This window comes from Maricaulis maris, from assembly GCF_003634045.1.
In the GTDB taxonomy this organism is placed as follows: Bacteria; Pseudomonadota; Alphaproteobacteria; order Caulobacterales; family Maricaulaceae; genus Maricaulis; species Maricaulis maris.
Genome location: NZ_RBIM01000002.1, coordinates 1 through 23,566 on the forward strand (window position 1 = coordinate 1; position 23,566 = coordinate 23,566).

A 23,566-nucleotide genomic window follows, 5' to 3' on the forward strand; every position below is an offset into this window, starting at 1 on the left:
CCAATCTTTCCTCTTACCTTCGCCGGGTCTCGTTTTGGGATTACCGGCTCTCCAATGCGGCGCTGGAAGACCTGGCCGCTTAACCTGAAAGGAACGCATTATGAAGCCCAAGTCTCCTGCCCACGCGGCGCTTGCCCTGATCGAATGGGGCCATTCGGCCGGCCACTATCCACCAGAGCTGATTGAGGCGGCCGTCCTTTTCGCCAGACAACCTGCTATCGACCGTGCCGGGCGAATGCCCCTGATCGCGGCTTATGGGCTGTCGACTTGGTCGACGATGGCGCGCGAAGCCTTCATCGCCGAAGCCGATCTGCCCAATGCAGTGCGGGACGCGCTGGCGGCTGAACCGGTTGTCAATCCGGAGCCGCTGCCGGTGATGGCGCCGGCCGAGATGTCGGAAGACGATATCGCCGCCTATCGCCGGCGTGGGATTGCCGATCTGGCCAATCGGGCCGAGCGCCTGCGCCTGTCCGTTCTGACAGGCGGCGCCGCCAAAGCGCAGACCTATCGCGAAAAGCTGGCCGAGGTGGAGCGCCACGAAGCGGCCGCCTTGAACGAGGAAGAGATCGACCCGGCCGATTATCCATACCTGTCGGCCGAGGTGGGTGTTCACGGCGAAAGCATTGCAGACGTCGCCGCACTCATCCGTGGCAAGCACGTTGCCTGGACGCCGGTGAACGCCGCAATCGAAGGCCTGTATTTCGCTGCCAAGGCCGATATCGCCGATCCGGAAACGGATATTGCTGCCATCCCGGCCCTCATCGATGCGGCCGAAGCCGCCATGACGGCCGAGCTGGCCGTGTTGCTCGGCTAGCGTCGCCCACATCGACTGACAGCGCCGCCTCCGGGCGGCTTTTTTGTGCCTGAAAGGATGTTGGTATGGCAGATGCGACACCCGCCGATCCGCCGGCGGATCTGCAGCGGCGCGTAGCGGCGGCCGAAAGGCGGCAGGACCGGCTGGAAACCGAGGTCTCAAGCCTGGTGAAATCCGTCGATCAGATGACGGACAAGCTGTCGGGCTTTTTGCGTGAGTACAATCAGCGCAGCCGGACGGATTGGAAGGCCCTGATCGGTCTCGTCGGGGCGCTGGGCACGATCGGCACCGGCGCAATCGCTGGCATGACCTGGATCATCATGACGATCGAAGGCAGCCGCGCCGAACGCATGGCGGCGCTGTTTGACGCGATGGTCCAGGTCCAGGCCGAGGATGCCCGCCGGCGAGACCAGGTCGATGACCGGATCATCACCGATTATCGGCGCGAAAGTGACGGCCTGCGCCGCCGCCTCGAGCGGTTGGAAGGGCATCACTTGCGCGAGGACGACTGACACCCCGCCGAACGGCGTTCGGTGGCTCAAGTTTTTGCCCGCCTCGAGCGGGCTTTTTCATGGAGACTGATATGGGATGGATCAAGCGGATCCTGTCCGGGCCGGAAAACTGGCTCGGGCTTGTGGGGGTGCTCGCGGTGTTGGCAATCATCGTCGGCGGGGTGTGGGACTTTCTCGGCTCCGGCGTGTTGATGAAGGCGGGCACCTTTCTGGTCGCTGTCGTGTCGGCGATGCTGGGCTTGCGGATCGCGCGGGTGATGCGCGGCCTGTTCGGCGAGAAGGATCCGGCGCTGGCCTCGATCCAGTCCAATCCGATTGCGGCGGCCATCCTGCGCGGTTGTTATGTCCTCGGTCTTTTTCTTCTGGCTGGCGCGGCCTTTGGGCAGCCGCCATCGCCGGCGGCGTGGCCGGATGCCGAGGTGGCCGTTTTTACCGATCGCGGTGCGGATTATTCACGAATCCATTCCCCGGCCGCCATGGAGGCCCCGTCAGGCGCGTCCGTCTGGCCGGAGCGCTATGCCGCCTGCGAAGCCTGGCGCGGCGACATGGAGGCGGCTGTGGGCCGTTGGTGGGGCGCATTTGACTATCCAGCCGCCTGGGCCGCCCAGCTCTATCAGGAGAGCCTGTGTGACCCGCATGCGGTCTCGCCGGTCGGTGCAGCGGGCCTGGCGCAATTCATGCCGGCGACCTGGCGCGAGGCGCGTGATCGGCTGGGCTTGCCGGTGCAGTACACCCCGCACGATGACATCGCCGTCGAGGCCGGCGCCTGGTACATGGCCCGGCAAATGGCGGTGTGGCGATCGCCGCGCCCACCGCTGGAGCGCTGGCGATTGGCCGCCGCGTCCTACAATGCCGGCGCCGGCAACATTATCGCGGCCCAGCGGGCGTGTGACGGCGCCCGCGACTGGCGCGATATCGAGACCTGCCTGCCGTCGGTCACCGGCCATCATGCCAATGAGACCCGCACCTATGTCGCGCGCATCGAGCGCTGGTGGGGTGAGCTCGCTGGCGCGGATCCGCGGGCGATGCCGGTGGGGGTGGGGGGATGATCGAACAATCCCGAGCCTCGTGTGCTGCGGCTTTCGTGCCGCTCGCCGAATGGAATGACGGAGGTGATCATCCGCCCGGGTCGTTCACCATCGAAGAGATGGTCGATGGAACCAAGGAAATGCTGTTCAAGTGCCCGTCGGGAGATGGTGCCGAATGCGCGATCAAACTTCGCCCGTGTGCTGAAACCCCGAGCTGGGAGTTCAGCGGCGACCTCACTTCCCCGACGCTGCATCCCTCGGTGCATCGCCAGTTCAAGCGCCGCGGCACCGGCGCGCTTGGCACGATCTGGCACGGCTGGCTGCGCAACGGGGAGTGGGTGTCATGCTAGGCCGTCTCTCGGCCACCCTGCGCGCCGGTGTCGCTGGCGCCTTGATCATGGGGGCGTTCACGGTCGCTGCCGTGCCGGCGTCCTACATGCTTGGCCGGTCGCACGCTCGCAACGCCCAGACCGTCGCCAATTACGACGCCGTTGTCGAGCGCGTCGGCCAGGAGGCGGCCCGTCTCGCCGGCGTGGCGACCATCGCTGAAGCCCGGCTCGAGGAGGATCGCGCCTGGCGCGCACAGCACGTCGCCGACTTCCTCGCCGATTCCCGTCAACTGGCCGCCGATGCGGCCGCCGCCCGGAGGGCTTTCGATGAAAGCGCTGATCGCAGCTGTCCTGCCCATGATGATGATGTCCGCCTGTTCAACCGTGCCCTCGGTCTCACCGCCGCCGAGCCTCGAGCCGGAGATCCGGGAAGTGGAGCGGATCGTCCGTGAACAGGTCGAAACTCCGCCGCAAACCTGCCTGACACCGCCGCGCGATCTGGAGGCGGCGGCGCGCGATGACGACTGGCGCGCGATTGCGCTGGGCGCCGGGGAGGTGGCCGCGTTTAATGCGGCGATCGCGCGGGCCTGTCAGGAATGGTGGGGGCGTGTTGAGGCGGGGCGTGGTTAGGGCGCGATTGCTGTCAGGGCCTGCACCGCCAAAGATACCCCTAGAGTAAGTGACATGGCCGAAAAGATGCCGGCGACAGCGCCGATTGCTTGCAGCCAGACGGCCTCCGCTGGTTTGGTGGCTAGTCGTTCGGATGCAATGATTGCGGCAGCAACGGCAATGAGTAATCTGGCAATGAACGCCAAGCCAGCGGCCATCGCGAACCACCATGCGAAGCCCAGGGAAATGAATGGCGGATCGGGCCTAGCGCTGATTTGGATTGCTGCGGCACCGACCGCCGCGAGGCCGCCGAACCCACCGATGGCGAGCCAGACCAAAAGAGCGTGGAACTCTTTCAACGCATAATCGCTGTTCGCCTGCCAAGACAATTCTTCCTCCCGTCCCCAAAAGACGGAGGCCGGCGTGCGCCAACACGCCAAGCCGCGGGTCTCTCGCCCCGCAAGTTGACGGCCCTAGAAATCGTCAAACTCTCCGCCGCCGGCCAACCGGCGCGTGTATTTGTCAGCGAGACTCCTCCCATGTCCAGAGTGCCCCCTGCGCCCGATCTGCTCGGCGCCCTTCATGTTGATGCTACCGAACCGGCTGCGCCCTATCTGGGCGGCAAGCGAAACTTGGCCAAGCGGCTGGTCCGGATTCTCGACAGTGAACCGCATGACACCTATGCCGAACCCTTCGTGGGCATGGGTGGTATCTTCCTGCGCCGGCGCATCGCGCGGCCGCTGGAGGTGATCAATGACTGGTCGCTTGATGTGGCGACCTTCTATCGCGTGGTGCAGCGCCATTACGCCGCCTTCCTGGACATGCTGAAATTCCAGATCACCAGCCGGCGTGAGTTCGAGCGTTTGCAGGCAACCGATCCTGACACGCTGACTGACATGGAACGGGCCGCGCGATTTCTCTATCTGCAGACGTGTGCTTTCGGAGGAAAGATTGCGGGTCGCTCTTTCGGGGTGTCGCCCGGCTATGCCGGCGCGTTCAACGTCTACACGATCGCAAGCCGGCTCGAGGCGCTGCATGAACGCTTGGCGGCCGTGCAGATCGAGCGGTTGCCCTTCGCGGATTTCATCACCCGCTATGACCGGCCCGCCACGCTCTTTTATCTCGATCCGCCTTATTGGGGTGGTGAGAATGACTACGGCAAAGGCATGTTTGTGCGTGATGATTTCCAGCGCCTGGCAGAACAGCTCGCCGGTATCGAGGGGCGCTTCATCCTGTCAATCAATGATGTGCCGGAAATCCGCGAGATCTTCGCAGCTTTCGACCTTGAAACGGTCGAGCTGAAGTACGGCGTCGCGAAGGGAATCGCCACGGACGCGCGGGAGTTGATCATCCGGGGTGGTGGTGAGTGATGGTTGATTGACAGGCGGACTCTGTTCGCTGAATGTTCCGCGCCTCATGGCGCGCGCGAACATCTCCCCGATCTGGCTTGAAGCATACAGGACGTTCGACGAGATCGAGCGGCGCGGCTTGGCACTGCGTCTGACCTGCCGCAAGTGCGATATCATTCTGTCGGCCGACCTGGCCGTGCTGATCTGGTCGCAGGGCCGTGCCGCATCTCCGATTGATCTGCATCCGCGCTGCAAGCGGTGGGGCTGTGACGGCCGGATGTTCTTCCAGGCGCAGGTCGGCACGGTTTGGCGGCCGCTGATTTCCGGCTAGGCTGGCCGGCATGTGCAATCTCTATGACCTCGATACGGGCCTTGACGCCATCCGCGCGGCGATGGGGCAGTTGACGTTCGATCTGTCGACCGAGCCCGCTACCGGAAATTTCGCCGGTCGGCCCCGGCTTTACCCGGATCAGGACGGCGTCGTCATTCACGCCGTAGACGATGGTGTGCAGCTCTCCGAGATGCGGTGGGGCTTCCCGCCGGCCGGGCAGGGCAAGTCGCCCATCACCAATATCCGTAATCTGGCCTCGCCCTGGTGGCGCCGGGTGAATGGCGCCTATCTGATGCAGCCAGAGTATCGCTGCCTGGTGCCATTCAGGCGCTTTGCCGAACCCATTGCCGGCCGGCGCAATGCCTGGTTCGCCGTGCCGGGGCGGGACGTGGCGTTCTTCGCCGGTGTCTGGCGCCCGTGGCAGGGCGAGCGGCTAGCCCCCGTGGCCGGCAAATCGCGGCGGCAACGCACACCGGGAGATTGGCGGCTCTACGCTTTCCTGACCTGCGAGCCGAATGACGTGGTTGCGCCGATCCATCCGAAAGCGATGCCCGTGATACTAACGGATCCGGAGGATTGCCGCGCCTGGCTCGCCGGCGGCGAGGGCAGCCTCGCGCTGCAGCGGCCGCTGCCGGATGACCAGCTTGAGATTGTCGAACGGGACCCGGGCTAGGAGACCATGCCGGAGCGGTCGCCTTCATGGAAGGCGGGCCAGTTCGCCGGCAGGCGTGTGCCGTCGGTCAGATGCCCGGCCGCGAGCGCCTTTTCCCATATCTCGCGGATCAACGGCATTTCCGATTCGAGAAGCGGCCGCTCGTACCAGGGAATTCCGGTATCGATCAGCCGATCGACAAGCGCCAGGGCATCGTCCAGGCGGGGGAAGAAAATCCGGCCCCAATGAAACAGCTTGCCGCCGGGGTCCAGCGTGATCCCGAACCCGCCATCCTCGATCAGCGAGCCATCCGGCCGCACCAGGTGGTGAACCATGAACGGCCCGGCCGACAGAGCGTCGACGCGCAAAGGCTGGTTCAGCGCAGCATCGCCGAAGTCGAGATAGGTGAAGCCGTGCTCGAAGCCGTCCCGATCGGGCAGGGCGGGTGTGTCGGCGCGGATGGCGACGGGGCTGTCGGCATAGAGCTGCATGCCGCGGACGGTATCACTGCCCGGACGCTGGTCAACCTGGCTTCGTGTCGCGTGACGCCGGTCACAGCAGGCCGGCCGTCTCCGCCGCCCTTGCGGCTGCCGCTGCGAGCACAAGCCCGCCTGCAAGCCCCCTCCACCGTTGCGGCCGTGGCACCATGCTGGCCGCAACCGGGGCCAGCAGGACGAGACCGGCTGCCAGCCAGCGGTCGCGCAACACGGTCGCACCGGACATCAGGACCCCGCCAATAATCGCGCAGACGAAGCCGGCGCACACGGCGACAAGAACCCAGCGCGCCCGGCCAAGCGCGGGACGCTTCCACGCCGCCAGGGCTGCAATCCCCAAAATCAACAATCCGGCTTCTGCCAGCGGCGATGTGAGGCCGTCCATCAGCGCGCCGGGCAGCCCACGGTCGGTGAAGAATTCGGCGAGCTGGGCCTCGACCGTCTCCGGCGCCATTGCGAGGATCGCGTAGAGGGGCGCGCACAGCGCCACCATGATACAGGCGGCCTGAACCATGTGCCGAAGCATTCGCGCCCTCGCAGGGCCTGCCAGCAGCGCCACGGCGGCAAATTCCGCGGCAACCAGCGGGATCATGGAATGCTTGGCCGCCAGCCCTCCGGCCCAGACCAATCCGAGCCAGAGCCAGAGACGGCTCGTCTCGCCGTCCAGGGCGCGCACGATCAGCCAGGCCGACACCGCGCCCGCGCACATCTGCGCTGCCGTGTGCGACACCTCGCCCAGAAGATCGTCATTGACGGTGGGCAGCAGGAAGGCAAAGGCGATGGCGATCACGCCCGTGCCCGGTCGCAAACGCTCGGCCGTCGAGGCAAGTGCCAACCACATTCCGCCGACAAAGAGATATTTCAGGGCGTCCAGTGCCAGCACGCTGTCGCCTGTGGCGCGCAGCAGGGCCGTGGCCAGCCACGCATACAGCGGCATTTGTTCATCGTAGACGAGGCGCCATTCCCGCGAAAACTCCAGCAGCTCGAGCTGGTCATTGATGAAGGCAGGGTTGATCGCGCGAGCAGTGAGGCTGATGGCGATGATGGCTGCGACAAGGCGTAAGGGAGATAATTGGGAAGCGCATTCGGTGCGCCCGAAAAATCTTAGCTTTTTCTGTGGGTTAAAAAGAGACGGCGGGGCCTTAGCAGGGGAGCGCCTTCGACCACTCGGCCACCTCTCCACTGACGGGTTTAGAATGCGGCGGCGCGGGCATCAAGTGGGAGTTGCGGCGATTGCGGGACGGATTGCAGGCCGCGTGGTCTGCTCTCCCCACTTTCATATCCCTTTCTGATTGACGATTTATCCCTCACTATCTTAGCGTGCTCAGTGTGTCATTTTTTGAAAAGGGGAATGAGCATGAGAAATGTTATAGTCACGATGGCTGTGTTGGCAGGCACGGTGGGGCTTGCCGTTGGCGGCGTCGCCGTGGGTGGACAAGAGGCGACCAGCGCGGCGGACAAGATTCGCGCCGATGACGTGCGACTGAGTGCGTCTGAAATCAACGCCTATCTCAGGGAGGACGCCCGTTCTGTGCCGGACAATTGCGTCGTCCACTACAACCAGTTCACTGGCGAGTGTTCCGCCGTTGTGTGCACAACGAGCACGGGGTGGCAGACCGTTCATGAGTGTTCCGAGTTCGGCCTCTGACGGCAAGGTCCTGCGAAAATCTGTGGTGTGAGATTGCGGCCGCCTCGAGCTTCGGGGTGGCCGTTTTCTTGATCGCTCGGCGTTGATTTCAGTTCACGCTTTCAAGCGTGCCATGTCGAGCCAGCGGCGATTGGTGCGCTGGACGAATTTGGGAGCATGTCGGGCAGCGGTCAGGATTTCCTGCCAGCGGGCGCGGGCGGATACCGTGTCGCCATGGACATCGAGCAACATGGCCCAGCGGGCACGCGCTTCCGGACCGGGGAAATAGTCGGCGACGCTGGCATAGGTGGCCAGCGCTTCGTCGATCCGGCCGAGCGCTTCCAGCGTCCGGGCAAACAGCAGGTGGGCTTCGGGATGGCGGATATCCGGGTGGGCGGTCTGCATCGCTTCAAGCTGGGTCAACGCCTCGCCGAACTCGCCGGTCTCATAGAGCGCTTGGGCGAGGGTGAACATCATGGCCGCGTCTTCGGCGAAAGCACCGCTGGCGGCCTCGCGGGCCAGCACCAGCGCATCGTCGGCACGCTTGGTTGCGAGCAGTGCGGCGGCGGCGCGGCGCAAATTGCCCGGCGTCCGGCTGATCTCGATCTGGACCAGGGCGTCGCGCGCCTCGCGACCCGGATCGAGTGCTTTGCGGGCAGCGGCGCCTGCCTTTCGGGCTGAGGTGCTGCCGGCGGCCGAGGGCAGGACTTCCGCGAGCAAGTAGACAATCGATCCGAGGGCCGGGAAGGCGAACAGGATGAAAATCCAGTACATCTGCCGTTGTGTACGAATGACGTGTACGGCGCAGCCGAGCGCCACAAGAATGTGGAGTCCCATCAGAATCGGCATCGTGTCCCCCTGCTGACCAATTCCTGATAAGCGAGACGGTTGCAGGGGGCAAGCGCGCGCGTACTGCGCGTCTTGATCAGGCGCTAGAAAAAGGCCTGCAGGCCTGTCTGTGCCCGTCCGAGGATCAGGGCGTGCACGTCATGGGCACCTTCATAGGTGTTGACCGTCTCCAGATTCACCATGTGGCGCATGACCTGGAATTCCTCGGAAATCCCGTTGCCGCCGTGCATGTCACGCGCCATGCGGGCTATATCGAGTGCCTTGCCGCAATTATTGCGCTTCATGATCGAGATCATCTCCGGCGCGGCCTTGGCCTCGTCCATCAGGCGGCCGATGCGCAGCGAGCCCTGCAGGCCCAGCGTGATCTCGGTCTGCATGTCGGCGAGTTTTTTCTGAAAGAGCTGAGTCTGGGCCAGCGGCTTGTTGAATTGGTGTCGGTCGAGCCCGTATTGACGCGCCGCATGCCAGCAGAATTCGGCGGCGCCCATGGCGCCCCAGGAAATGCCGTAGCGGGCCCGGTTGAGACAGCCGAACGGGCCTTTCAGGCCGGACACATGCGGCAGGAGGGCGTCTTCGCCGACCTCGACATTGTCCATCACGATTTCGCCGGTGATCGAGGCGCGCAGGGACAGTTTGCCGCCGATTTTCGGGGCGGAGAGGCCTTTCATGCCCTTGTCGAGCACAAAGCCGCGGATTTTGCCGTCATGGGCGTCGGACTTGGCCCAGACCACAAAAACATCGGCGATGGGGGAGTTGGAGATCCACATCTTGGCACCGTTGAGGGTATAGCCAGTCGCGGTCTTGGTGGCGCGGGTCTTCATGCCGGCCGGGTCGGATCCGGCATCCGGCTCGGTCAGGCCGAAACAGCCGATCCATTCGCCCGAGGCGAGCTTGGGAAGGTATTTGGTGCGCTGTTCTTCCGAGCCATAGGCGTAGATCGGATACATCACCAGAGAGGACTGGACCGACATCATCGAGCGATAGCCGCTGTCGACGCGCTCGACTTCGCGGGCGACCAGACCATAGGCGACATAGCCGAGGCCGGCGCCGCCATATTCCTCCGGCAGCGTGCAGCCCAGCAGGCCCTGCTCACCCATTTCGCGGAAAATGGCCGGATCAGTGTGTTCCTCGCGATAGGCGTCGATCACGCGCGGTTGCAGCTTGGCCTGGGCATAGCTGTGCGCGGTGTCGCGAACGAGCCGTTCTTCCTCGGTCAGCTGATCATCGAGACGGAAGGGGTCCTGCCAGTCAAAACGGCCCAGATCCGGAGCATCCTTGGCTTTCAGCGTCGGCTTGTCGGTCATGATGATATGGTCTCCCCGGACGTCATTGGGTTTTGCTTTGATGCCGGATTAGCCGGGGCGGGCAGCGGGGGCAAGCCGCCGGAGCGGTTCGACGTGGCGTGGTATCGCAAACACGGCTAGAGCTGTCAGCAAAGGTGGCCGCATGGTCGCGCCAGGCGCCGTTCGGGGAGGGATGGATGTCGCAGGACAACATGATCGTGCTGGCCACGCTGGTGGCCTACAAGCTGATCCTCGTCGGGGTTGGTGTCTGGGCCTCGCGGCGCAATCGGACGGAAAGCGATTTTTTCATCGCCGGTCAGGGCTTGGGGCCTTGGGTCGCGGGCCTGTCCTATGCCGCCTCGACCTCCTCGGCCTGGGTGCTCTTGGGTTTTTCCGGCTTCGTCTATCTCACCGGCCTGTCGGCACTGTGGATGGTGCCGGGCATTTGGGGCGGTTATGTCGCCGTCTGGCTGTGGTTCGGACGTCGCCTGCGGTCCGAGACCGCCGCGGAGGGCCATGTCACCACGGCGGATTTCCTCGCCGGCGGGCAATCGCCGGGCGGCAAGCGGCTGATCGCCGGTGTCGCCGCGGCCATGATCCTGTTCTGCTTCATCTTCTATATTGCCGCCCAGTTCGGCGCCGCGGCCCAGGCCTTCGAGACCCAGTTCCACTTGCCGCGGATGGAATCCGTGCTGGTCGGGGCGGGGGTGGTTCTCATCTACTCCTTGCTCGGCGGTTTCTGGGCGGTCAGCGTGACCGACATGCTGCAGGGCGCGCTGATGCTGCTCGTCGCCTGTCTGCTGCCGGTTGCGGCGCTTGTTGCGGCGGGCGGTCCGTCCGGCGTGATGGCGACGCTGCAAGCCAATGAGGCGGCCGCTTATCTCAGTTTCGGCGGCGACATGCCGGTCATGCTGCTGGCCGGCTTTGTGGTTGGCGTCTGGGGTGTGGGCCTTGGCGCTTTGGGCCAGCCGCAACTCATCACCCGCCTGATGGCGGTCAAGGACGAGTCGGCGCGGCGGCACGGATTCCAGATCGCCATTGTCTGGGCCGTGCTGGTTTTTATCGGCATGACGGTCCTTGGCCTGTCCGGCCGGGCGCTGGTTGGTGCCGGGTCAAACGGCGAGGCGCTTTTCTATCAGGTCGCACGCGACTATCTGCCACCGCTGATCGGCGGTCTCGTGATCGCCGCCGTGCTGTCGGCGGTGATGTCGACGGTCGACTCCATCCTGCTGGTGGCGGCCTCCGCCGTCAGCCGCGATCTCGGCGTGTCACGCCGCTTCAAGGGCGAGGGAGTCACCGTCTCGCGCATCGTCATGGTTGCCATTGCCCTTGTCGCCGTGTGGATGACGCTGGCCCTGCCATCGACGATTTTCGCCCGTGTCCTCTTCGCCTGGGCGGCGCTGGGCGCCGCCTTCGGCCCGGTCATCGTGATGCGGGTGATCGGCGTCCAGTCCGGTCACAGGGCTGTGCTCGCCGCGATGATTGTCGGTTTCGGCCTGACGGTCTTCTTCAATGCGATGGGCGCGCTGGACGCCTCAACACTCAGCGGTCCCGGCGCCGTTGCGGCGCAATGGGCACAACTGCCCGGCGACCCGTTCGAGCGCGTGTTTCCGTGGCTTCCGGCGCTGTTGATCCTGTGGTTCGGGCGGGTGAGGGCGACGGCGTGATCCCCCCTGCGACACCCTGCGCCTTGACCTTTTGCGCCAGTCGTAACACCACCCCGGCATGATTGCTGAACTCGGGCAATTTGCCCTCATCCTGGCCTTTGTGGTCGCGCTCTTCCAATCCGTGGCCATTTTTGCGGGGCTGCGGACCGGCGATGCTGTGGTGCACGGGTTTGCGCGCACGGGCGCCATCGCGCAGTTTGTGCTGGTTCTGGCGGCCTTCGCCTGCCTGACGGCGCTGTTCGCGATGTCGGACTTTACCGCGCTGGTGGTGGCCGAGAATTCGCACACCGACAAGCCCTTCCTCTACAAGCTGACCGGCGTTTGGGGCAATCATGAGGGCTCGATGCTGCTGTGGGTGCTGATCTTGACGGCCTATACTGCGGCGCTGGCCTGGTCGGCCAAGCCGGTCGAGGCGCGGTTGATCTCGCTGACCTTTGCAGTCCAATCACTGATCACGGCGGCTTTCACGGCCTTCCTGCTCTTCACCTCCAACCCGTTTGCCCGCCTGTGGCCGGGGCCGGAGAATGGCCAGGACCTCAACCCGCTTCTGCAGGACCCCGGTCTCGCCTCGCATCCGCCGATGCTCTATGCGGGCTATGTCGGTTTCTCGATCACCTTCTCCTTTGCGCTGGCAGCACTGATTGACGGTCGGGTCGATGCCCGCTGGGCGCGGATCGTGCGGCCCTGGGCACTGGCGGCCTGGACCTTCCTCACCATCGGTATCGCGCTGGGTGCCAGCTGGGCCTATTACGAGCTCGGCTGGGGCGGCTGGTGGGCGTGGGACCCGGTCGAGAATGCCTCCCTGATGCCGTGGCTGGCTGGGACCGCCTTCATCCACTCACTGCGGGTGATGGAAAAGCGCGATACGCTGAAGGCTTGGAGCATTCTGCTGGCCCTGTTGACCTTTGCCCTGTCGATGGCGGGGACATTCCTGGTCCGGTCCGGCGTGTTGACCTCGGTCCACGCCTTTGCCGTCGATCCGGAACGCGGTGTCTTCATCCTGGCCATCCTGATCGCCCTGATCGGCGGGTCGCTGCTGATCTATGGCCTGCGGGCGGGGCTGCTCAAGCCGACCGGCGTGTTTTCCGCGATCAGCCGCGAGAGCACGCTTTTGATCAATAATCTGGTTCTGGTCGTCGCTTGCGGTCTGGTCTTTTTCGGGACTTTCTATCCGCTCTTCATCACCACGGTGAGCGATGAGACGGTGACCATTGGGGCGCCATTCTACAACAACACCTTCAATCCCTTCATCGGCGCATTATTGGTGCTGGTACCGATTTCCGGCCTGCTCGCCTGGAAGCGTGGCCGCCTGATGCCGGTGCTCAAGGACCTCGCGCCTGCCGCCATTGCCGCGCTTGCCGGCGGACTTGCGGCCTTCTGGATCGCCGACCGGGGCTTGTTGGCGGGCGCGCTGGGCACGGCACTGGCGATCTGGATCGCGCTCGGCGTGCTGATCGATCTGGCCAAGCGTTTCAAGCTGTTCCAGATCGAATTCAAGGCCTCGCTGGCGCGGGCAGCCCGCCTGCCGCTGGGCATTTGGGGCATGGCTGTGGCGCATTTCGGGGTCGCCGTGGTGGTCTTCGCCATCACCGGTGTCAGCGCCTGGAAACAGGAGACGAGTGCCTTTTTGATGCCCGGCCAGCATCTCGATATCCGCCAGCTCACCCTCACACTCGATGATGTCGAGCAGATCGAAGGGCCCAATTATGTCGCCGAGCGCGGATATCTGACGGCGCGGCGCGACCAGCAGGTGGTCAGCAATCTGACGGCTGAACGACGCCTCTACCCGGTGCGCGGCATGGCGACGACCGAGTCGGCCATTCATGCCCGCCTGACCGGCGACATCTACGTCACCATCGGTCAACCCAATCCGGACCGCGGCTGGCCGGTCTTTGTCTATATCTACCCGTTTGCGATCTGGCTGTGGATCGGCTCGGGTATTCTGGGTCTGGGTGGATTGTTGTCGATTTCCGACCGCGGCCGCCGGGCGCTGGCGGTTCGCAAACAGCCGCGCGAGGCACAAGCCCGTCCGGAGCCTGCCGAATGAACCGCGTCTTCCTTTTCCTGCCACTGGCCATTTTTCTGGTGCTTGGCGTCTATTTCGGCCTTGGCCTGCGTGAGGATCCGTCGGCCATTCCCAGCCAGATGATCGACCGTCCGCTGCCGGTGTTCGACCTGCCCGGCATTGCCGATGGCGAACCGGGTCTGGCGAGTACCGATCTGGCGGGGCATGTCTCGCTGCTCAACGTCTTCGGGTCCTGGTGCCCGCCCTGCGAGATCGAGCATCCGATGCTGATGCAGATCAGCCGCTCGGGACGGGTGCCGATCTATGGCGTCGACTGGCGCGACCGGCCCGGCGATGGAGCGGTCTGGCTGGCCCGGCATGGCAATCCCTACCAACGCGCCGGCGATGATGCCCAGGGGCGGGTGGCGATCGATCTCGGCATCACCGGCGCGCCGGAAAGCTTTCTGGTCGACCGTGAGGGGCGGGTGCGTTTCCACCATGTCGGCATCATTGACGAGACCGTCTGGCGCGATGTCCTCCTGCCCCGTATCGAGGCCCTGGAAGCGGAATGAGACAATTGGCCCGCCTTTTCCTTCTCTTTCTCCTGCCGGCACTCCTGCTCGCGGCACCGGTCGCCATGGCGGCTCCGGAGCCGGATGAACGCCTGCAGGACGAGGAACTGGAAGTGCGTGCGCGCGCCCTGTATCGCCAGCTTCGCTGTGTGGTCTGTCAAAGTCAGAGCATTGACGAGAGCAATGCGCCGTTGGCCGCCGACATGCGCGCCGTTGTGCGCGAGCGCTTGCTGGCCGGCGATAGCGATGCAGAGGTACGCGCCTGGTTGCAGACCCGTTATGGCGATTATGTGCTGATGATGCCGCCGCTGCAGGGCAATACCATTTTGCTGTGGTTCTTCCCGGTGATCGCCTTCCTGATCGGCGGCACGCTGATCGTGCTGTTTGTCCGCGGCCAGTCGGGCCGCGCGGCACCGGCGCTCAACCCGGATGAGGAAGCCGAGTTGGCGCGGCTGCGCGAGGAGGAGGGGCAGTCATGATCTGGTTCCTGATTGCCGCGTTGGCCAGCCTGGTGGCGCTGGTCTTGGTCCTGCCCGTCATGCGCGGCGTTCGCGGTGATGTGTCGGACGGCCGCGATGTGTTCGACGGCCAGCTGGCTGAGTTGGCGCGGGACCGCGAGCTGGGCTTTATCGGCGAGGACGCGGCCCGCCAGGCCGAACTCGATATCCGGCGCCGTATGAGTCAGGCCGGGACAGGGGATGCGGCCGCGTTGGCGCCGCCGGCAGCGGCGTCGAAATGGCTGCGGCACGGTCTGGTGGGCGGGGCTGGTGTCAGCGTCATCCTGGCGGTGATCATATACATGTTGGTCGGCAGCCCCTTCCTCGTCGGCATGACCCCGGCCCGGGCGCCGGGACTGCCGCCGGAGGCGCAGGCCGTCATGGCGGAGCTGGAAAATCTCCGCAACGAACTCGCCGAGCGCCCGGACAATCCGCAGGGCTGGGCGGTTCTCGGTCAGGCTTATTTGCGGATGGGGCGTTATGGCGATGCGGCGACCGCCTTTGAAACAGCGATCAATTGGGAGCCGGGTTCGGCTTTCCTGTTTGCCGCGCTTGGACAGGCGCGCCTGTTTGAAACCGGTGGCATGATGAATGCTGCCGCGCGTGAGGCCTTTGCCCGGGCGCTGGACATTGATCCGCTCGACGTGCGGGCCCGTTTTTTCATGGCGGAGGCCGTTTATCAGGACGGAGATCGCGAGGCCGCGCTGGCGAGCTGGCAGGCGATCCTGGACAGTGCCGCGCCTGATGCCGCCTATCGCGGCATGGTCGAGGCGCGGATTGCAGCGGCTCTTGCCGACGGCGAGGCCGCAGCATTATCCGGCGATGAGGTCGAACCCTAGGAGGCCGGCAATTCGCGGGGTGCCATCTGCGGCACATTGGCGTCATTGCGGGCCCAGGAGACGAAAACGTCGAGCTGGCGCTCGGCTTCTTCGTATACATGGTCCGGAATTTGGGTCCGTTCGGTCACGGCCGTACGGACTGATTGCGGGCAATTCACCGCCAATAATGAAACGGCAAGCGCTCCACCCAAGATGATTGCAGTCGTTTTCATCCACAGCTCCCCAGCGATGAATCGATTAGCAAGTATCGTTACGAAAACGTAATATCGGCGCGAGGTCCATCCCGACTATCGATAAGTCTGCGAAAATTTACGGCATTGTGCCGTCTTGCTGCCCGGTATGGTTGCTTGTGCCGGTGCAGATGGGCGTTTACCCTGTGGGCACTGGGCGAGGCAGGGTTGGCTGGCAAATTTGGGGCGCCGGTCTCCCGTTTTGGAATGTATGGACAAGCTGACAAAATCAGCGCGCGCCGGTCGTTGGGCGTCGACGCAAGAAATCCTGTTGCAGCTGGTGCAAATTAGCACGACGGGCGAGGGTGGCCATGATGCCTGTATCGACCAGTTGCTGGATACCGTGGCGCAATATTTCCGTCTGCCGCTCGCCATTATTTCCCAGATCGAAGATGGTCGCTACGAGGTGGAATTCGTCCGCGACGTGAACAACGCCGTGGTCGTCGGTCAAGTCTTTGACCTCTGCGAGACCTATTGTGAACGCGTGATTGCGCTTGAACAGCCGATCTATGTCGACCGGGCCTCCGACAGCCTGTTCGCGGACCATCCATGTTATCGGAACTTGGGGCTGGAGACCTATCTCGGCGTGCGCCTGTTCGTCGATGGTGTGGTCTACGGCACGTTGAACCTGACCGGACCGGAAGCGCGCGACAAGCCTTGGTCACCGGAGGAGGTGGCCGTGCTGGAAACCGCCGGAGCCTTGGTCAGTCACCGACTTGCCTTGCGCCAGGCGGATCGCCGTTTCTCGCTCGCAGTGAAAGGAGCCAGCGTCGGCCTGTGGGAATGGGATGTGCGAACCGACGCGGTGTTCTGGTCGCCCCGCTTCATGGAGCTTGCCGGGATCACCGATCCGGATTTCCAGCCTGTATTCGACGATTTTGCGGATCGCCTGCATCCTGCGGATGTCGACCGGGTGATGTTGGCTATCAATGACCATCTTTCGCAGCGAAAACCATTCGCGATCGAGTACCGGTGGCGGCATGAACACGGCCATTATGTGTGGGTTCAGGCGCGTGGGCAGGCCGCTTGGGGGCGCGGTGGCCAAGCCTTGCGTATGGCTGGCTCCCTTGATGACATTACCGAGCGGAAGAATGTCGAAATGCGGGCGAGTGATCGCCTGCGCCTGCTCGAAATGGCCGGGAAAGCGGCGCAGATTGGCTATATCGAGATCAGCCCCGAGGCCGGACTGGGGACGGCGAGCGATGAAGTTTATGACATACTTGGTCTCGACCGGGCCCGGTTCGAACTCTCTTTCGACAACCTCCTGTCATGCGTGCACCGGGATGAGGCCTCGACCGCACGTGTCTTTGTCGAAGACGCGTTGGAAAGCGGTCATCTGGCGTCGGAGACCTTTCGGTTTGTGCGAAAGAGTGATGGCGATGAACGCCTGGTCCACGTGTGGATCCGGGCCGTGCGGGAAGCGGACGGGCGCAATGTGCGGACATTCAGCGTCATTCAGGATGTCACCGTGCAGCGGGCCGATGAACAGAAATTGCGTCATCAGACGGTGGAACTGAAACGCACCAATGTGCAGCTCGAACGCTTTGCCTCGGTCGCTTCGCATGACCTTCAGGAGCCCCTGCGCAAAGTCTCGACCTATGGCGGCCTCCTGGCGCGAGATTACAGCGAGGTGCTCGACGCACGCGGGACCAAGATGGTCACCCAGATGGTCGACGCATCGCAGCGCATGCAACAATTGATCGCCGACCTGCTGCAATATTCGCGCTCGTCCCATGTCGCGTTGAAGCTGGAGGACTTGTCTCTGGCGACGTTGATCGAGGAGGTCATGGCGGACCTTGAAATGGCGATCACCGACTGCCACGCCACGATCAACTATCCTGTAGATGCCGTCATCAAGGGTGATCGGGTGTTGATGCGCCAGCTATTCGTCAACCTGATCGGCAATGCCCTGAAATACCGGGACAACACGCGGAAGCCTGTGGTTGATATCGGCGTCCAGGCGGCGACGAATTGCTGCAGGATCGTCGTCAGCGACAATGGTATCGGCTTCGAGCGCAAGCATGCCGGTCGGATATTCGAAGTGTTCCGGCGCCTGCATGCGCGTGATGCCTATCCCGGTACGGGTGTCGGCCTGGCCTTGTGTCAACGCATTGTCGAGCGTCATGGCGGTGCGATTCGGGCCGATGGTGAATGTGGTGTCGGTGCAAGTTTTACCGTCGAGTTACCGCTCGAGCCGGTTGATTGCTATTCCCTTATGACTGGCGAGACCGGGTAGGCGCAGTCCATACAATGAGTGTTTGACGAGAGGTGCGGGACGGCTGAAACTCCGAGTCAGCTCCGTACCGGTTCTTTTGTTTTTAAGAGAGTGTCCCTTCATGACCCTTGAATCCCGCATTCTGGCGCGTTCCGAAGCGATCCTGCGATCCTGGCGTACGCTCAATTGGGCGAGCGCGTTTTCGGCTATCATCTATCCGGCGCTCGGCATTGCGCTGCTTACCACCATGATCGTCCTCGGACTCGCCCTCGGCGGGCTGACCCTGCGCTGGTGGTATGCGCCGCTTTGCTTTGGCGTCACCGCGCTGACCATCTTCCTGTGCAATATGGGGATCGGGCCGCTGCACCGGATCTGGCAGCACCGGGCCGGCGAGATCAAATGGCCGGGCCAGGTCATCATCATGATCAATTGTATCCTGGCGATGCAGGGCACATTGAAGGATTGGGTCAATTATCACTCCCAGCATCACCGCTTTGCCGACAAGCCCGGTGATCCGCACAATCCGTTCGAGTCCAAGGTCTGGGCCTGGGTTGGGTGGATCCTGTGGCGCGACGAAAAGGACCTGGCGCGTCCCATGCCGATGTGGCTGAAGGATAATCCGGTCGTTCATTTCGCGGACCGCTTCCACATCACCCTGTCGCTGGTCATGCATTTTGCCATTCCGGCCGTGATCTATCTGATCGTCGCGCTGAGCGGCGGATCGCTGATCCTGACCGCCCTGATCCACGCCAGTGTGATCATCGGTCGCGGCCTGCAATTTCACGCCACCACACTGGGCGTGAATGTGTTCGGTCACATGAAGACGCCGAAATGGTTCGATTATCTGCTGGCCCTGCTGACCGGCGGCGAGGCCCTGCACGACCATCATCATGATTTCCCGCGCTCGGCCCTTCATTTGCCCAAGAAGGGCTTCTGGAACCGGGTCGTCGACTATAACGGGACCGCGCTTCTGGTGATGCGCCGCGTCGGCCTGGCTCGCAATCTGGAGATCGCGCCGCAATTTGCGTGATCATCCCGGCTCACGGCTGCACGGCACCCAAAGCCCCGACCATACGGTCGGGGCTTTTTCATGCGTTCACGCATGCCGCGTTTTCACTGAAATCGCCGCTTTCGGCCATGGACCTGTCCCCGGTTCGGCGCTAGCGTCTTCGCAAGTGCATCATACCGAATGCTCGATAACGGTTATAAAGGGGAGATAATGTCCGATCTGGAAAGCTTCCGCGAAGAAGTCCGTGACTGGCTGGACGCCAATTGCCCGGCGGAAATGCGCCGGCCCATGGCGAGCGAGAACGACGCTGTCTGGGGTGGCAAGAAGACCAAATACTCCGAACCGCAACAACTGTGGCTCGACCGGATGGCGTCCAAGGGATGGACGGTGCCGGAATGGCCGACCGAGTATGGCGGCGGTGGTCTCGACAAGGCTGAAGCCAAGGTGTTGCGTCAGGAGATGCAGCGCATCAAGGCGCGTTCGCCGCTGCAATCCTTCGGCATCTGGATGCTTGGACCGGCTCTGTTGAAATACGGCACCCATGAGCAAAAGCTGGAGCATCTGCCAAAGATCGCGCGCGGGGAAATCCGCTGGGCCCAAGGCTATTCCGAGCCGAATGCCGGGTCCGACCTCGCTGCGCTGATGACCAAGTGCGAGGACAAGGGCGACCATTACCTGATCAATGGTCAGAAAATCTGGACTTCCTATGCCGATCAGGCCGACTGGATCTTTGCCCTCGTGCGTACTGATTTCGAGGCCAAGAAGCATGAAGGCATTTCCTTCATCCTGGTCGACATGGATCAGCCGGGGGTCACCACCAAGCCGATCAAGCTGATCTCCGGAAAATCACCCTTCTGCGAGACCTTTTTCGACGACGCACGAGCCGAGAAGCACAATGTGGTCGGCGAACTCAACAAGGGCTGGACGGTCGCCAAATATCTCTTGACCCATGAGCGCGAAATGATCGGCGGCATGGGATCGGGCGCCATGCGCCCGGCTGGCGATGTTGCTGTGCAGATGCTGGGCAAGGACGAGCACGGACGCCTGGCTGACCCGCTGTTGCGGACGGATATCGTGCGTCTGGAAATCGATGGTCTGGCCTTTATGTCGACGATGGAACGCGTCTCCGACGAGGCCAAGGCCGGGCAGGGCATGGGCGCCAATTCCTCGGTTCTGAAATACTACGGCACCGAGCTCAACAAGCGCCGCCTCGAACTGATGATGGACAGTGTCGGTCAGGACGGTCTGGAATGGGGCGTCGATGATGATGTTGCGGCCAATTGGCTGCGCACCAAGGGCAATTCGATCGAGGGCGGCACGTCCGAGGTCCAGCTCAACATCATTTCCAAACGCATTCTCGAATTGCCGTCCGCTTAAGAGACGCACCAAAGGGGAGAGACCATCATGGCCATGGTGCTCAATGAAGAAGCCGGCATGCTCAAGGATGCCGCCCGCGGATTTCTCGCGGACAGCGCGCCGCTCGCGCAATTGCGCAATCTGCGTGACACCGACAATGCAGACGGGTTCGACCGCAAGACCTGGGCCGCAATGGCCGAGATGGGCTGGACCAGCGTCTTGGTGCCTGAAGACCAGGGCGGTGTCGAAATGGGGTATGTCGCTGCGGGCGTCATCGCCGAGGAGATGGGCCGGACGTTGACCGCCTCGCCCTTCCTGTCGACCGCGGTCATGGGCGCCACGGCGCTGTCGCGTTTCGGGTCTGACGGCCAGAAGGGTGAATGGTTGCCGCGCATTGCTGCCGGCGAAGCCATCACGGCAATCGCCGTCGACGAAGGCCGCAAGCACAACCCGTCCAGCGTTACGACGACGGCAGAACGTTCGGGCAATGGGTTCAAGCTCAACGGCAAGAAAAGCTTTGTCGCCGAGGGGCATGTCGCCGACATGATGATTGTCTCGGCACGCACCGCCGGCAGTGAAAACGAAGCCGAGGGTATCTCGCTCTTCCTGGTGCCCATGGATGCTGCCGGGTTGGCGGTGGACCGTATCAAGACCGTCGACAGCCGCAATTTCGCGACTGTCACCTTGGATGGTGTTGATGTGACGGCCGATGCCGTGCTGGGCGAGGTCGATGGCGGGCTCGCGGCACTGGAAGCCGTGCTCGATGCCGGTCGCGCCGGCCTGTCGGCCGAAATGTCCGGCTCGGCCCAGCAATGCCTTGAAAGCACGGTGGGCTATCTGAAAGAGCGCAAGCAGTTCGGCCAGATCATCGGCACCTTCCAGGCGCTGCAGCACCGCGCGGCGCATCTTTATTCCGAGGTCGAGCTTGGCAAGTCGATCGTGCTGAAAGCCCTGCAGACCCTCGACGCCGCGCCGGAGCATGCCGCGATGATGGTGTCAGCGGCCAAGGCCAAGCTCGGTCAGGTCGCCCAGCTGGCTGCCCAGGAAGGCGTGCAGATGCATGGCGGGATGGGCATGACGGACGAGTTCGATATCGGCTTCTTCATGAAGCGGATCCGGGTGGCCGAGGCGCTCTATGGTGACGCCAACTATCACGCCGAGAAATTCGCCCGCATGCGGCAATACTGATCCGCGAGGTTCGCGGAGGAGGAAACATCATGGATTACCAAGGCAAGGTGGTCGCGATCACCGGCGGCGCCCGCGGCATTGGCTTGGCGATGGCGCAGGCCTTCCACGCTCAGGGCGCCCAAGTCGCGCTCGCCGATCTGGACGGGGCCGAACAGGCAGCGGCGCAGTTCGGCGGCATCGGCATGAAAGTCGACGTCACCAAGGAAGCCGAGATCGCTGCCTTTCTCGACAAGGTCGAGGCTGAGTTGGGGCCGGTCGCGGTCTATGTTTCCAATGCCGGCATATTGCGCACCGATGAACCGAGTTGGGACGCGGCTGGCGCTGATGACAAGGCCTGGCAGGACAGTTTCGAGGTCAATGTGATGGGCGCCGTTCGTGGGGCCCGCCAGGTCTGGCCGCGCATGAAGGCGCAGGGCGGCGGCGTGTTTGTGCTGGTGGCGTCGGCCGCGGGCCTGCTCGCCCAGATCGGAGCCTCCTCTTACACCGCCTCCAAACATGCCGCTGTCTCCTTTGCCGAGAGCTTGGCAATCGGGCATGGTGATGAAGGGCTGCAAGTCGTGTGCGTGTGCCCGCAGGCGGTCCGCACAGACATGCTGGGCGGTAGCGAGGATGGCGGCATTGCCGGCGCTGATGGTATCGTCGAGCCGTCCGATGTCGCGGCCGAGACGCTCGCAGCGATCGCAGAGAAGCGCTTTCTGGCGCTACCACATGACAGTGTCCCGGCCTATGAGCGGGCCCGGGCCAATGAGCGCGACCGCTGGATTGGCGGGATGCGGAAATTCCGTCGCATGATGATGGGCGCTCGTGGCCGACCGGTTTAGACCAACACGTAAAAGCATAATCAGAACAGACACAACGGTAGAGAGATCAAGGGGAGAAACATGGATCTGGGTATGTCAGAGCGCGTCAAGCCGCTCATCGAGCAGGTCCGCGCCATGGTGCGCGACGTCGTCATGCCGGTTGAGGCCGAATACCATGCGGAGATCGGCAAGGCCGGCGACCGTTTTGCCTTCACCGACCGTCAGACCGAAATCCTTGAGAGCCTGAAAGCCGAGGCCCGCAAGCGCGGCCTGTGGAATTTCTGGCTCACCGGTTCGGATCGCGGCTATGGTCTTTCGACCGTGGAATACGCCTATCTGGCCGAGGAAATGGGCTGGTCGCAACTGGCCGCCGAGACCTTCAACTGCTCGGCGCCTGACACCGGCAATATGGAAGTCATCGAGCGCTACGGTAACGCCGAGCAGAAGAAGAAATATCTCGAGCCGCTGCTCGCGGGCAAAATGCGTTCAGCCTACCTGATGACCGAGCCGGATGTGGCTTCCTCGGACGCCACCAATATCGCCTTCTCTGCCGTCGAGGATGGTGATGAATGGGTACTCAATGGCGAGAAATACTGGGCCTCGGGCGCCGGTGATCCGCGCTGCGCCGTTTATGTGTTGATGACCCGCACCGAAGGCGATGACGCGCCGCGCCATGGGCGCCACTCGCAATTCCTGATCGACAGCGATCTGCCCGGTATCGAGATCCTGCGCCCGATGACGGTGTTCGGTCATGACGATGCCCCGCACGGTCACATGCATATCCGCTTCACCAATGTGCGCGTGTCCAAGGACTGCCTCATCCTCGGTCGCGGTCGCGGCTTCGAGATTTCGCAAGGCCGCCTTGGGCCGGGCCGGATCCACCACTGCATGCGTGCGATTGGCCAGGCGGAGCGGGCGCTGGAACTGATGTGCCGTCGCTCGGTGTCGCGGACGGCTTTTGGCAAGCCGCTGGCCAAGCTGGGCGCAAATTACGACATCATTGCCGAGCGCCGCATGGCGATCGAACAGGCGCGCCTGCTTTGCCTGAAAGCCGCCTGGATGATGGACCAGGGTGATCCGCGCGCGGCTGCGCCGTGGATTTCCCAGATCAAGGTTGTCGCGCCCCGCGTGGCCCTGGAGACGGTTGATGAGGCGATGCAGATGCATGGCGGCACCGGGGTTTCCCAGGACACGCCGCTGGCCGCCATGTGGACCGGCCTGCGCACGCTGCGCTTTGCCGACGGGCCCGACGCCGTGCACCGCATGGTCATTGGTCGCAAGGAACTCAAGCCCTACGCCAATGAGGTCTGA

The 23,566-nt window shown here is 63.5% G+C and carries 27 protein-coding genes; 21 read left to right on the forward strand and 6 right to left on the reverse strand.

What is annotated here, in order from left to right; all coding sequences use genetic code 11:
- Positions 1-100 precede the first annotated feature (100 nt).
- The 6 genes from C7435_RS03105 (at position 101) to C7435_RS03130 (ending at position 3,313) form a co-directional block, all read left to right on the forward strand.
- Positions 101-814: a hypothetical protein gene (locus C7435_RS03105; RefSeq protein ID WP_121210006.1), complete on the forward strand. Its 714-nt coding sequence runs from the start codon at positions 101-103 to the stop codon at positions 812-814.
- A gap of 65 nt (positions 815-879) precedes the next feature.
- The gene (locus tag C7435_RS03110; protein WP_121210007.1) at positions 880-1,326 is read left to right on the forward strand and encodes a hypothetical protein; all 447 of its coding nucleotides are present in this window, start codon (positions 880-882) and stop codon (positions 1,324-1,326) included.
- 71 nt (positions 1,327-1,397) lie between these two features.
- Positions 1,398-2,375, forward strand: coding sequence for a transglycosylase SLT domain-containing protein (locus tag C7435_RS17335; RefSeq protein ID WP_325048636.1), 978 nt, complete (start codon positions 1,398-1,400; stop codon positions 2,373-2,375).
- A complete protein-coding gene (locus C7435_RS03120) occupies positions 2,372-2,704 on the forward strand; it encodes a ubiquitination-like system serine protease family protein (protein ID WP_121210008.1) in 333 nt (110 codons plus the stop codon). Before C7435_RS17335 ends, C7435_RS03120 begins: the two co-directional genes overlap by 4 nt.
- Positions 2,698-3,135, forward strand: a complete 438-nt coding sequence (locus C7435_RS16925; protein WP_147422618.1) for a hypothetical protein — start codon at positions 2,698-2,700, stop codon at positions 3,133-3,135. Before C7435_RS03120 ends, C7435_RS16925 begins: the two co-directional genes overlap by 7 nt.
- The gene (locus C7435_RS03130; RefSeq protein ID WP_147422619.1) at positions 3,116-3,313 is read left to right on the forward strand and encodes a hypothetical protein; all 198 of its coding nucleotides are present in this window, start codon (positions 3,116-3,118) and stop codon (positions 3,311-3,313) included. Before C7435_RS16925 ends, C7435_RS03130 begins: the two co-directional genes overlap by 20 nt.
- On the opposite strand, the gene C7435_RS03135 is transcribed toward C7435_RS03130, so the two are convergent.
- Entirely contained in the window at positions 3,310-3,681 is a 372-nt protein-coding gene (locus tag C7435_RS03135) for a hypothetical protein (RefSeq protein ID WP_121210011.1), read from the reverse strand. The two genes, C7435_RS03130 and C7435_RS03135, sit on opposite strands and share 4 nt — an antisense overlap.
- Positions 3,682-3,831: 150 nt before the next feature.
- Here C7435_RS03135 and C7435_RS03140 point away from each other — a divergent pair, with 150 nt between their 5' ends.
- From C7435_RS03140 to C7435_RS03150, 3 genes are read left to right on the forward strand one after another with little or no spacing between them, the layout of a single operon-like run.
- Positions 3,832-4,662, forward strand: a complete 831-nt coding sequence (locus C7435_RS03140; RefSeq protein WP_121210012.1) for a DNA adenine methylase — start codon at positions 3,832-3,834, stop codon at positions 4,660-4,662.
- Positions 4,663-4,708: 46 nt separating this feature from the next.
- Positions 4,709-4,972 (forward strand): hypothetical protein, encoded by a 264-nt coding sequence (locus tag C7435_RS03145; protein ID WP_147422620.1) that lies wholly within the window; start codon positions 4,709-4,711, stop codon positions 4,970-4,972.
- Between the two features lie 10 nt (positions 4,973-4,982).
- The gene (locus C7435_RS03150) at positions 4,983-5,645 is read left to right on the forward strand and encodes an SOS response-associated peptidase (RefSeq protein WP_121210014.1); all 663 of its coding nucleotides are present in this window, start codon (positions 4,983-4,985) and stop codon (positions 5,643-5,645) included.
- Here the strand turns inward: C7435_RS03150 and C7435_RS03155 are convergent.
- Both C7435_RS03155 and C7435_RS03160 read right to left on the reverse strand, forming a co-directional pair.
- A complete protein-coding gene (locus C7435_RS03155; protein ID WP_121210015.1) occupies positions 5,642-6,115 on the reverse strand; it encodes a hypothetical protein in 474 nt (157 codons plus the stop codon). The two genes, C7435_RS03150 and C7435_RS03155, sit on opposite strands and share 4 nt — an antisense overlap.
- Before the next feature lie 61 nt (positions 6,116-6,176).
- Complete coding sequence (locus tag C7435_RS03160; protein ID WP_121210016.1) at positions 6,177-7,055, reverse strand: glycosyltransferase family 39 protein; 879 nt, start codon at positions 7,053-7,055, stop codon at positions 6,177-6,179.
- 420 nt (positions 7,056-7,475) lie between these two features.
- Here C7435_RS03160 and C7435_RS03165 point away from each other — a divergent pair, with 420 nt between their 5' ends.
- A complete protein-coding gene (locus tag C7435_RS03165) occupies positions 7,476-7,766 on the forward strand; it encodes a hypothetical protein (RefSeq protein WP_143742967.1) in 291 nt (96 codons plus the stop codon).
- Between the two features lie 93 nt (positions 7,767-7,859).
- Here the strand turns inward: C7435_RS03165 and C7435_RS03170 are convergent, their stop codons facing one another.
- Positions 7,860-8,594 (reverse strand): tetratricopeptide repeat protein, encoded by a 735-nt coding sequence (locus C7435_RS03170; RefSeq protein WP_121210017.1) that lies wholly within the window; start codon positions 8,592-8,594, stop codon positions 7,860-7,862.
- 83 nt (positions 8,595-8,677) lie between these two features.
- The gene (locus tag C7435_RS03175; RefSeq protein WP_121210018.1) at positions 8,678-9,898 is read right to left on the reverse strand and encodes an acyl-CoA dehydrogenase; all 1,221 of its coding nucleotides are present in this window, start codon (positions 9,896-9,898) and stop codon (positions 8,678-8,680) included.
- A gap of 176 nt (positions 9,899-10,074) precedes the next feature.
- Between C7435_RS03175 and C7435_RS03180 the strand changes: the two genes are divergently transcribed.
- The 5 genes from C7435_RS03180 to ccmI are packed head-to-tail and all read left to right on the forward strand — an operon-like array spanning position 10,075 to position 15,457.
- Complete coding sequence (locus C7435_RS03180) at positions 10,075-11,544, forward strand: sodium/proline symporter (protein ID WP_121210019.1); 1,470 nt, start codon at positions 10,075-10,077, stop codon at positions 11,542-11,544.
- Between the two features lie 58 nt (positions 11,545-11,602).
- Complete coding sequence (locus C7435_RS03185) at positions 11,603-13,591, forward strand: heme lyase CcmF/NrfE family subunit (RefSeq protein ID WP_121210020.1); 1,989 nt, start codon at positions 11,603-11,605, stop codon at positions 13,589-13,591.
- Positions 13,588-14,121, forward strand: a complete 534-nt coding sequence (locus C7435_RS03190; RefSeq protein ID WP_121210021.1) for a DsbE family thiol:disulfide interchange protein — start codon at positions 13,588-13,590, stop codon at positions 14,119-14,121. Before C7435_RS03185 ends, C7435_RS03190 begins: the two co-directional genes overlap by 4 nt.
- Complete coding sequence (locus C7435_RS03195) at positions 14,118-14,600, forward strand: cytochrome c-type biogenesis protein (RefSeq protein WP_121210022.1); 483 nt, start codon at positions 14,118-14,120, stop codon at positions 14,598-14,600. Before C7435_RS03190 ends, C7435_RS03195 begins: the two co-directional genes overlap by 4 nt.
- Complete coding sequence (ccmI, locus tag C7435_RS03200) at positions 14,597-15,457, forward strand: c-type cytochrome biogenesis protein CcmI (RefSeq protein ID WP_121210023.1); 861 nt, start codon at positions 14,597-14,599, stop codon at positions 15,455-15,457. Before C7435_RS03195 ends, ccmI begins: the two co-directional genes overlap by 4 nt.
- On the opposite strand, the gene C7435_RS16930 is transcribed toward ccmI, so the two are convergent.
- Positions 15,454-15,669 carry a hypothetical protein gene (locus tag C7435_RS16930; RefSeq protein WP_143742968.1) on the reverse strand — a complete coding sequence of 72 codons (216 nt, stop codon included), beginning with the start codon at positions 15,667-15,669 and terminating at the stop codon, positions 15,454-15,456. The two genes, ccmI and C7435_RS16930, sit on opposite strands and share 4 nt — an antisense overlap.
- 229 nt (positions 15,670-15,898) lie before the next feature.
- Between C7435_RS16930 and C7435_RS03205 the strand changes: the two genes are divergently transcribed.
- From C7435_RS03205 to C7435_RS03230, 6 genes are all read left to right on the forward strand, one after another.
- Complete coding sequence (locus C7435_RS03205; RefSeq protein WP_170150329.1) at positions 15,899-17,923, forward strand: PAS domain-containing protein; 2,025 nt, start codon at positions 15,899-15,901, stop codon at positions 17,921-17,923.
- Positions 17,924-18,023: 100 nt separating this feature from the next.
- Positions 18,024-18,932, forward strand: a complete 909-nt coding sequence (locus tag C7435_RS03210) for an acyl-CoA desaturase (protein WP_121210025.1) — start codon at positions 18,024-18,026, stop codon at positions 18,930-18,932.
- A 189-nt stretch (positions 18,933-19,121) separates the two neighbouring features.
- A complete protein-coding gene (locus tag C7435_RS03215; protein ID WP_121210026.1) occupies positions 19,122-20,288 on the forward strand; it encodes an acyl-CoA dehydrogenase family protein in 1,167 nt (388 codons plus the stop codon).
- A 27-nt stretch (positions 20,289-20,315) separates the two neighbouring features.
- Positions 20,316-21,455, forward strand: coding sequence for an acyl-CoA dehydrogenase family protein (locus C7435_RS03220; RefSeq protein ID WP_121210027.1), 1,140 nt, complete (start codon positions 20,316-20,318; stop codon positions 21,453-21,455).
- A gap of 29 nt (positions 21,456-21,484) precedes the next feature.
- Complete coding sequence (locus tag C7435_RS03225; RefSeq protein WP_121210028.1) at positions 21,485-22,276, forward strand: SDR family oxidoreductase; 792 nt, start codon at positions 21,485-21,487, stop codon at positions 22,274-22,276.
- A 60-nt stretch (positions 22,277-22,336) separates the two neighbouring features.
- Positions 22,337-23,566: an acyl-CoA dehydrogenase family protein gene (locus C7435_RS03230; protein ID WP_121210029.1), complete on the forward strand. Its 1,230-nt coding sequence runs from the start codon at positions 22,337-22,339 to the stop codon at positions 23,564-23,566.

What these genes read in the sequence shown, in the direction of transcription:
- C7435_RS03105 (WP_121210006.1), top strand. Translation starts at nt 101, where the DNA reads ATGAAGCCCAAGTCTCCTGCCCACGCGGCGCTTGCCCTGATCGAATGG.
- C7435_RS03110 (WP_121210007.1), top strand. Translation starts at nt 880, where the DNA reads ATGGCAGATGCGACACCCGCCGATCCGCCGGCGGATCTGCAGCGGCGC.
- C7435_RS17335 (WP_325048636.1), top strand. Translation starts at nt 1,398, where the DNA reads ATGGGATGGATCAAGCGGATCCTGTCCGGGCCGGAAAACTGGCTCGGG.
- C7435_RS03120 (WP_121210008.1), top strand. Translation starts at nt 2,372, where the DNA reads ATGATCGAACAATCCCGAGCCTCGTGTGCTGCGGCTTTCGTGCCGCTC.
- C7435_RS16925 (WP_147422618.1), top strand. Translation starts at nt 2,698, where the DNA reads ATGCTAGGCCGTCTCTCGGCCACCCTGCGCGCCGGTGTCGCTGGCGCC.
- C7435_RS03140 (WP_121210012.1), top strand. Translation starts at nt 3,832, where the DNA reads ATGTCCAGAGTGCCCCCTGCGCCCGATCTGCTCGGCGCCCTTCATGTT.
- C7435_RS03145 (WP_147422620.1), top strand. Translation starts at nt 4,709, where the DNA reads ATGGCGCGCGCGAACATCTCCCCGATCTGGCTTGAAGCATACAGGACG.
- C7435_RS03150 (WP_121210014.1), top strand. Translation starts at nt 4,983, where the DNA reads ATGTGCAATCTCTATGACCTCGATACGGGCCTTGACGCCATCCGCGCG.
- C7435_RS03155 (WP_121210015.1), bottom strand. Translation starts at nt 6,115, where the DNA reads ATGCAGCTCTATGCCGACAGCCCCGTCGCCATCCGCGCCGACACACCC.
- C7435_RS03160 (WP_121210016.1), bottom strand. Translation starts at nt 7,055, where the DNA reads ATGCCGCTGTATGCGTGGCTGGCCACGGCCCTGCTGCGCGCCACAGGC.
- C7435_RS03165 (WP_143742967.1), top strand. Translation starts at nt 7,476, where the DNA reads ATGAGAAATGTTATAGTCACGATGGCTGTGTTGGCAGGCACGGTGGGG.
- C7435_RS03170 (WP_121210017.1), bottom strand. Translation starts at nt 8,594, where the DNA reads ATGCCGATTCTGATGGGACTCCACATTCTTGTGGCGCTCGGCTGCGCC.
- C7435_RS03175 (WP_121210018.1), bottom strand. Translation starts at nt 9,898, where the DNA reads ATGACCGACAAGCCGACGCTGAAAGCCAAGGATGCTCCGGATCTGGGC.
- C7435_RS03180 (WP_121210019.1), top strand. Translation starts at nt 10,075, where the DNA reads ATGTCGCAGGACAACATGATCGTGCTGGCCACGCTGGTGGCCTACAAG.
- C7435_RS03185 (WP_121210020.1), top strand. Translation starts at nt 11,603, where the DNA reads ATGATTGCTGAACTCGGGCAATTTGCCCTCATCCTGGCCTTTGTGGTC.
- C7435_RS03190 (WP_121210021.1), top strand. Translation starts at nt 13,588, where the DNA reads ATGAACCGCGTCTTCCTTTTCCTGCCACTGGCCATTTTTCTGGTGCTT.
- C7435_RS03195 (WP_121210022.1), top strand. Translation starts at nt 14,118, where the DNA reads ATGAGACAATTGGCCCGCCTTTTCCTTCTCTTTCTCCTGCCGGCACTC.
- ccmI (WP_121210023.1), top strand. Translation starts at nt 14,597, where the DNA reads ATGATCTGGTTCCTGATTGCCGCGTTGGCCAGCCTGGTGGCGCTGGTC.
- C7435_RS16930 (WP_143742968.1), bottom strand. Translation starts at nt 15,669, where the DNA reads ATGAAAACGACTGCAATCATCTTGGGTGGAGCGCTTGCCGTTTCATTA.
- C7435_RS03205 (WP_170150329.1), top strand. Translation starts at nt 15,899, where the DNA reads ATGGACAAGCTGACAAAATCAGCGCGCGCCGGTCGTTGGGCGTCGACG.
- C7435_RS03210 (WP_121210025.1), top strand. Translation starts at nt 18,024, where the DNA reads ATGACCCTTGAATCCCGCATTCTGGCGCGTTCCGAAGCGATCCTGCGA.
- C7435_RS03215 (WP_121210026.1), top strand. Translation starts at nt 19,122, where the DNA reads ATGTCCGATCTGGAAAGCTTCCGCGAAGAAGTCCGTGACTGGCTGGAC.
- C7435_RS03220 (WP_121210027.1), top strand. Translation starts at nt 20,316, where the DNA reads ATGGCCATGGTGCTCAATGAAGAAGCCGGCATGCTCAAGGATGCCGCC.
- C7435_RS03225 (WP_121210028.1), top strand. Translation starts at nt 21,485, where the DNA reads ATGGATTACCAAGGCAAGGTGGTCGCGATCACCGGCGGCGCCCGCGGC.
- C7435_RS03230 (WP_121210029.1), top strand. Translation starts at nt 22,337, where the DNA reads ATGGATCTGGGTATGTCAGAGCGCGTCAAGCCGCTCATCGAGCAGGTC.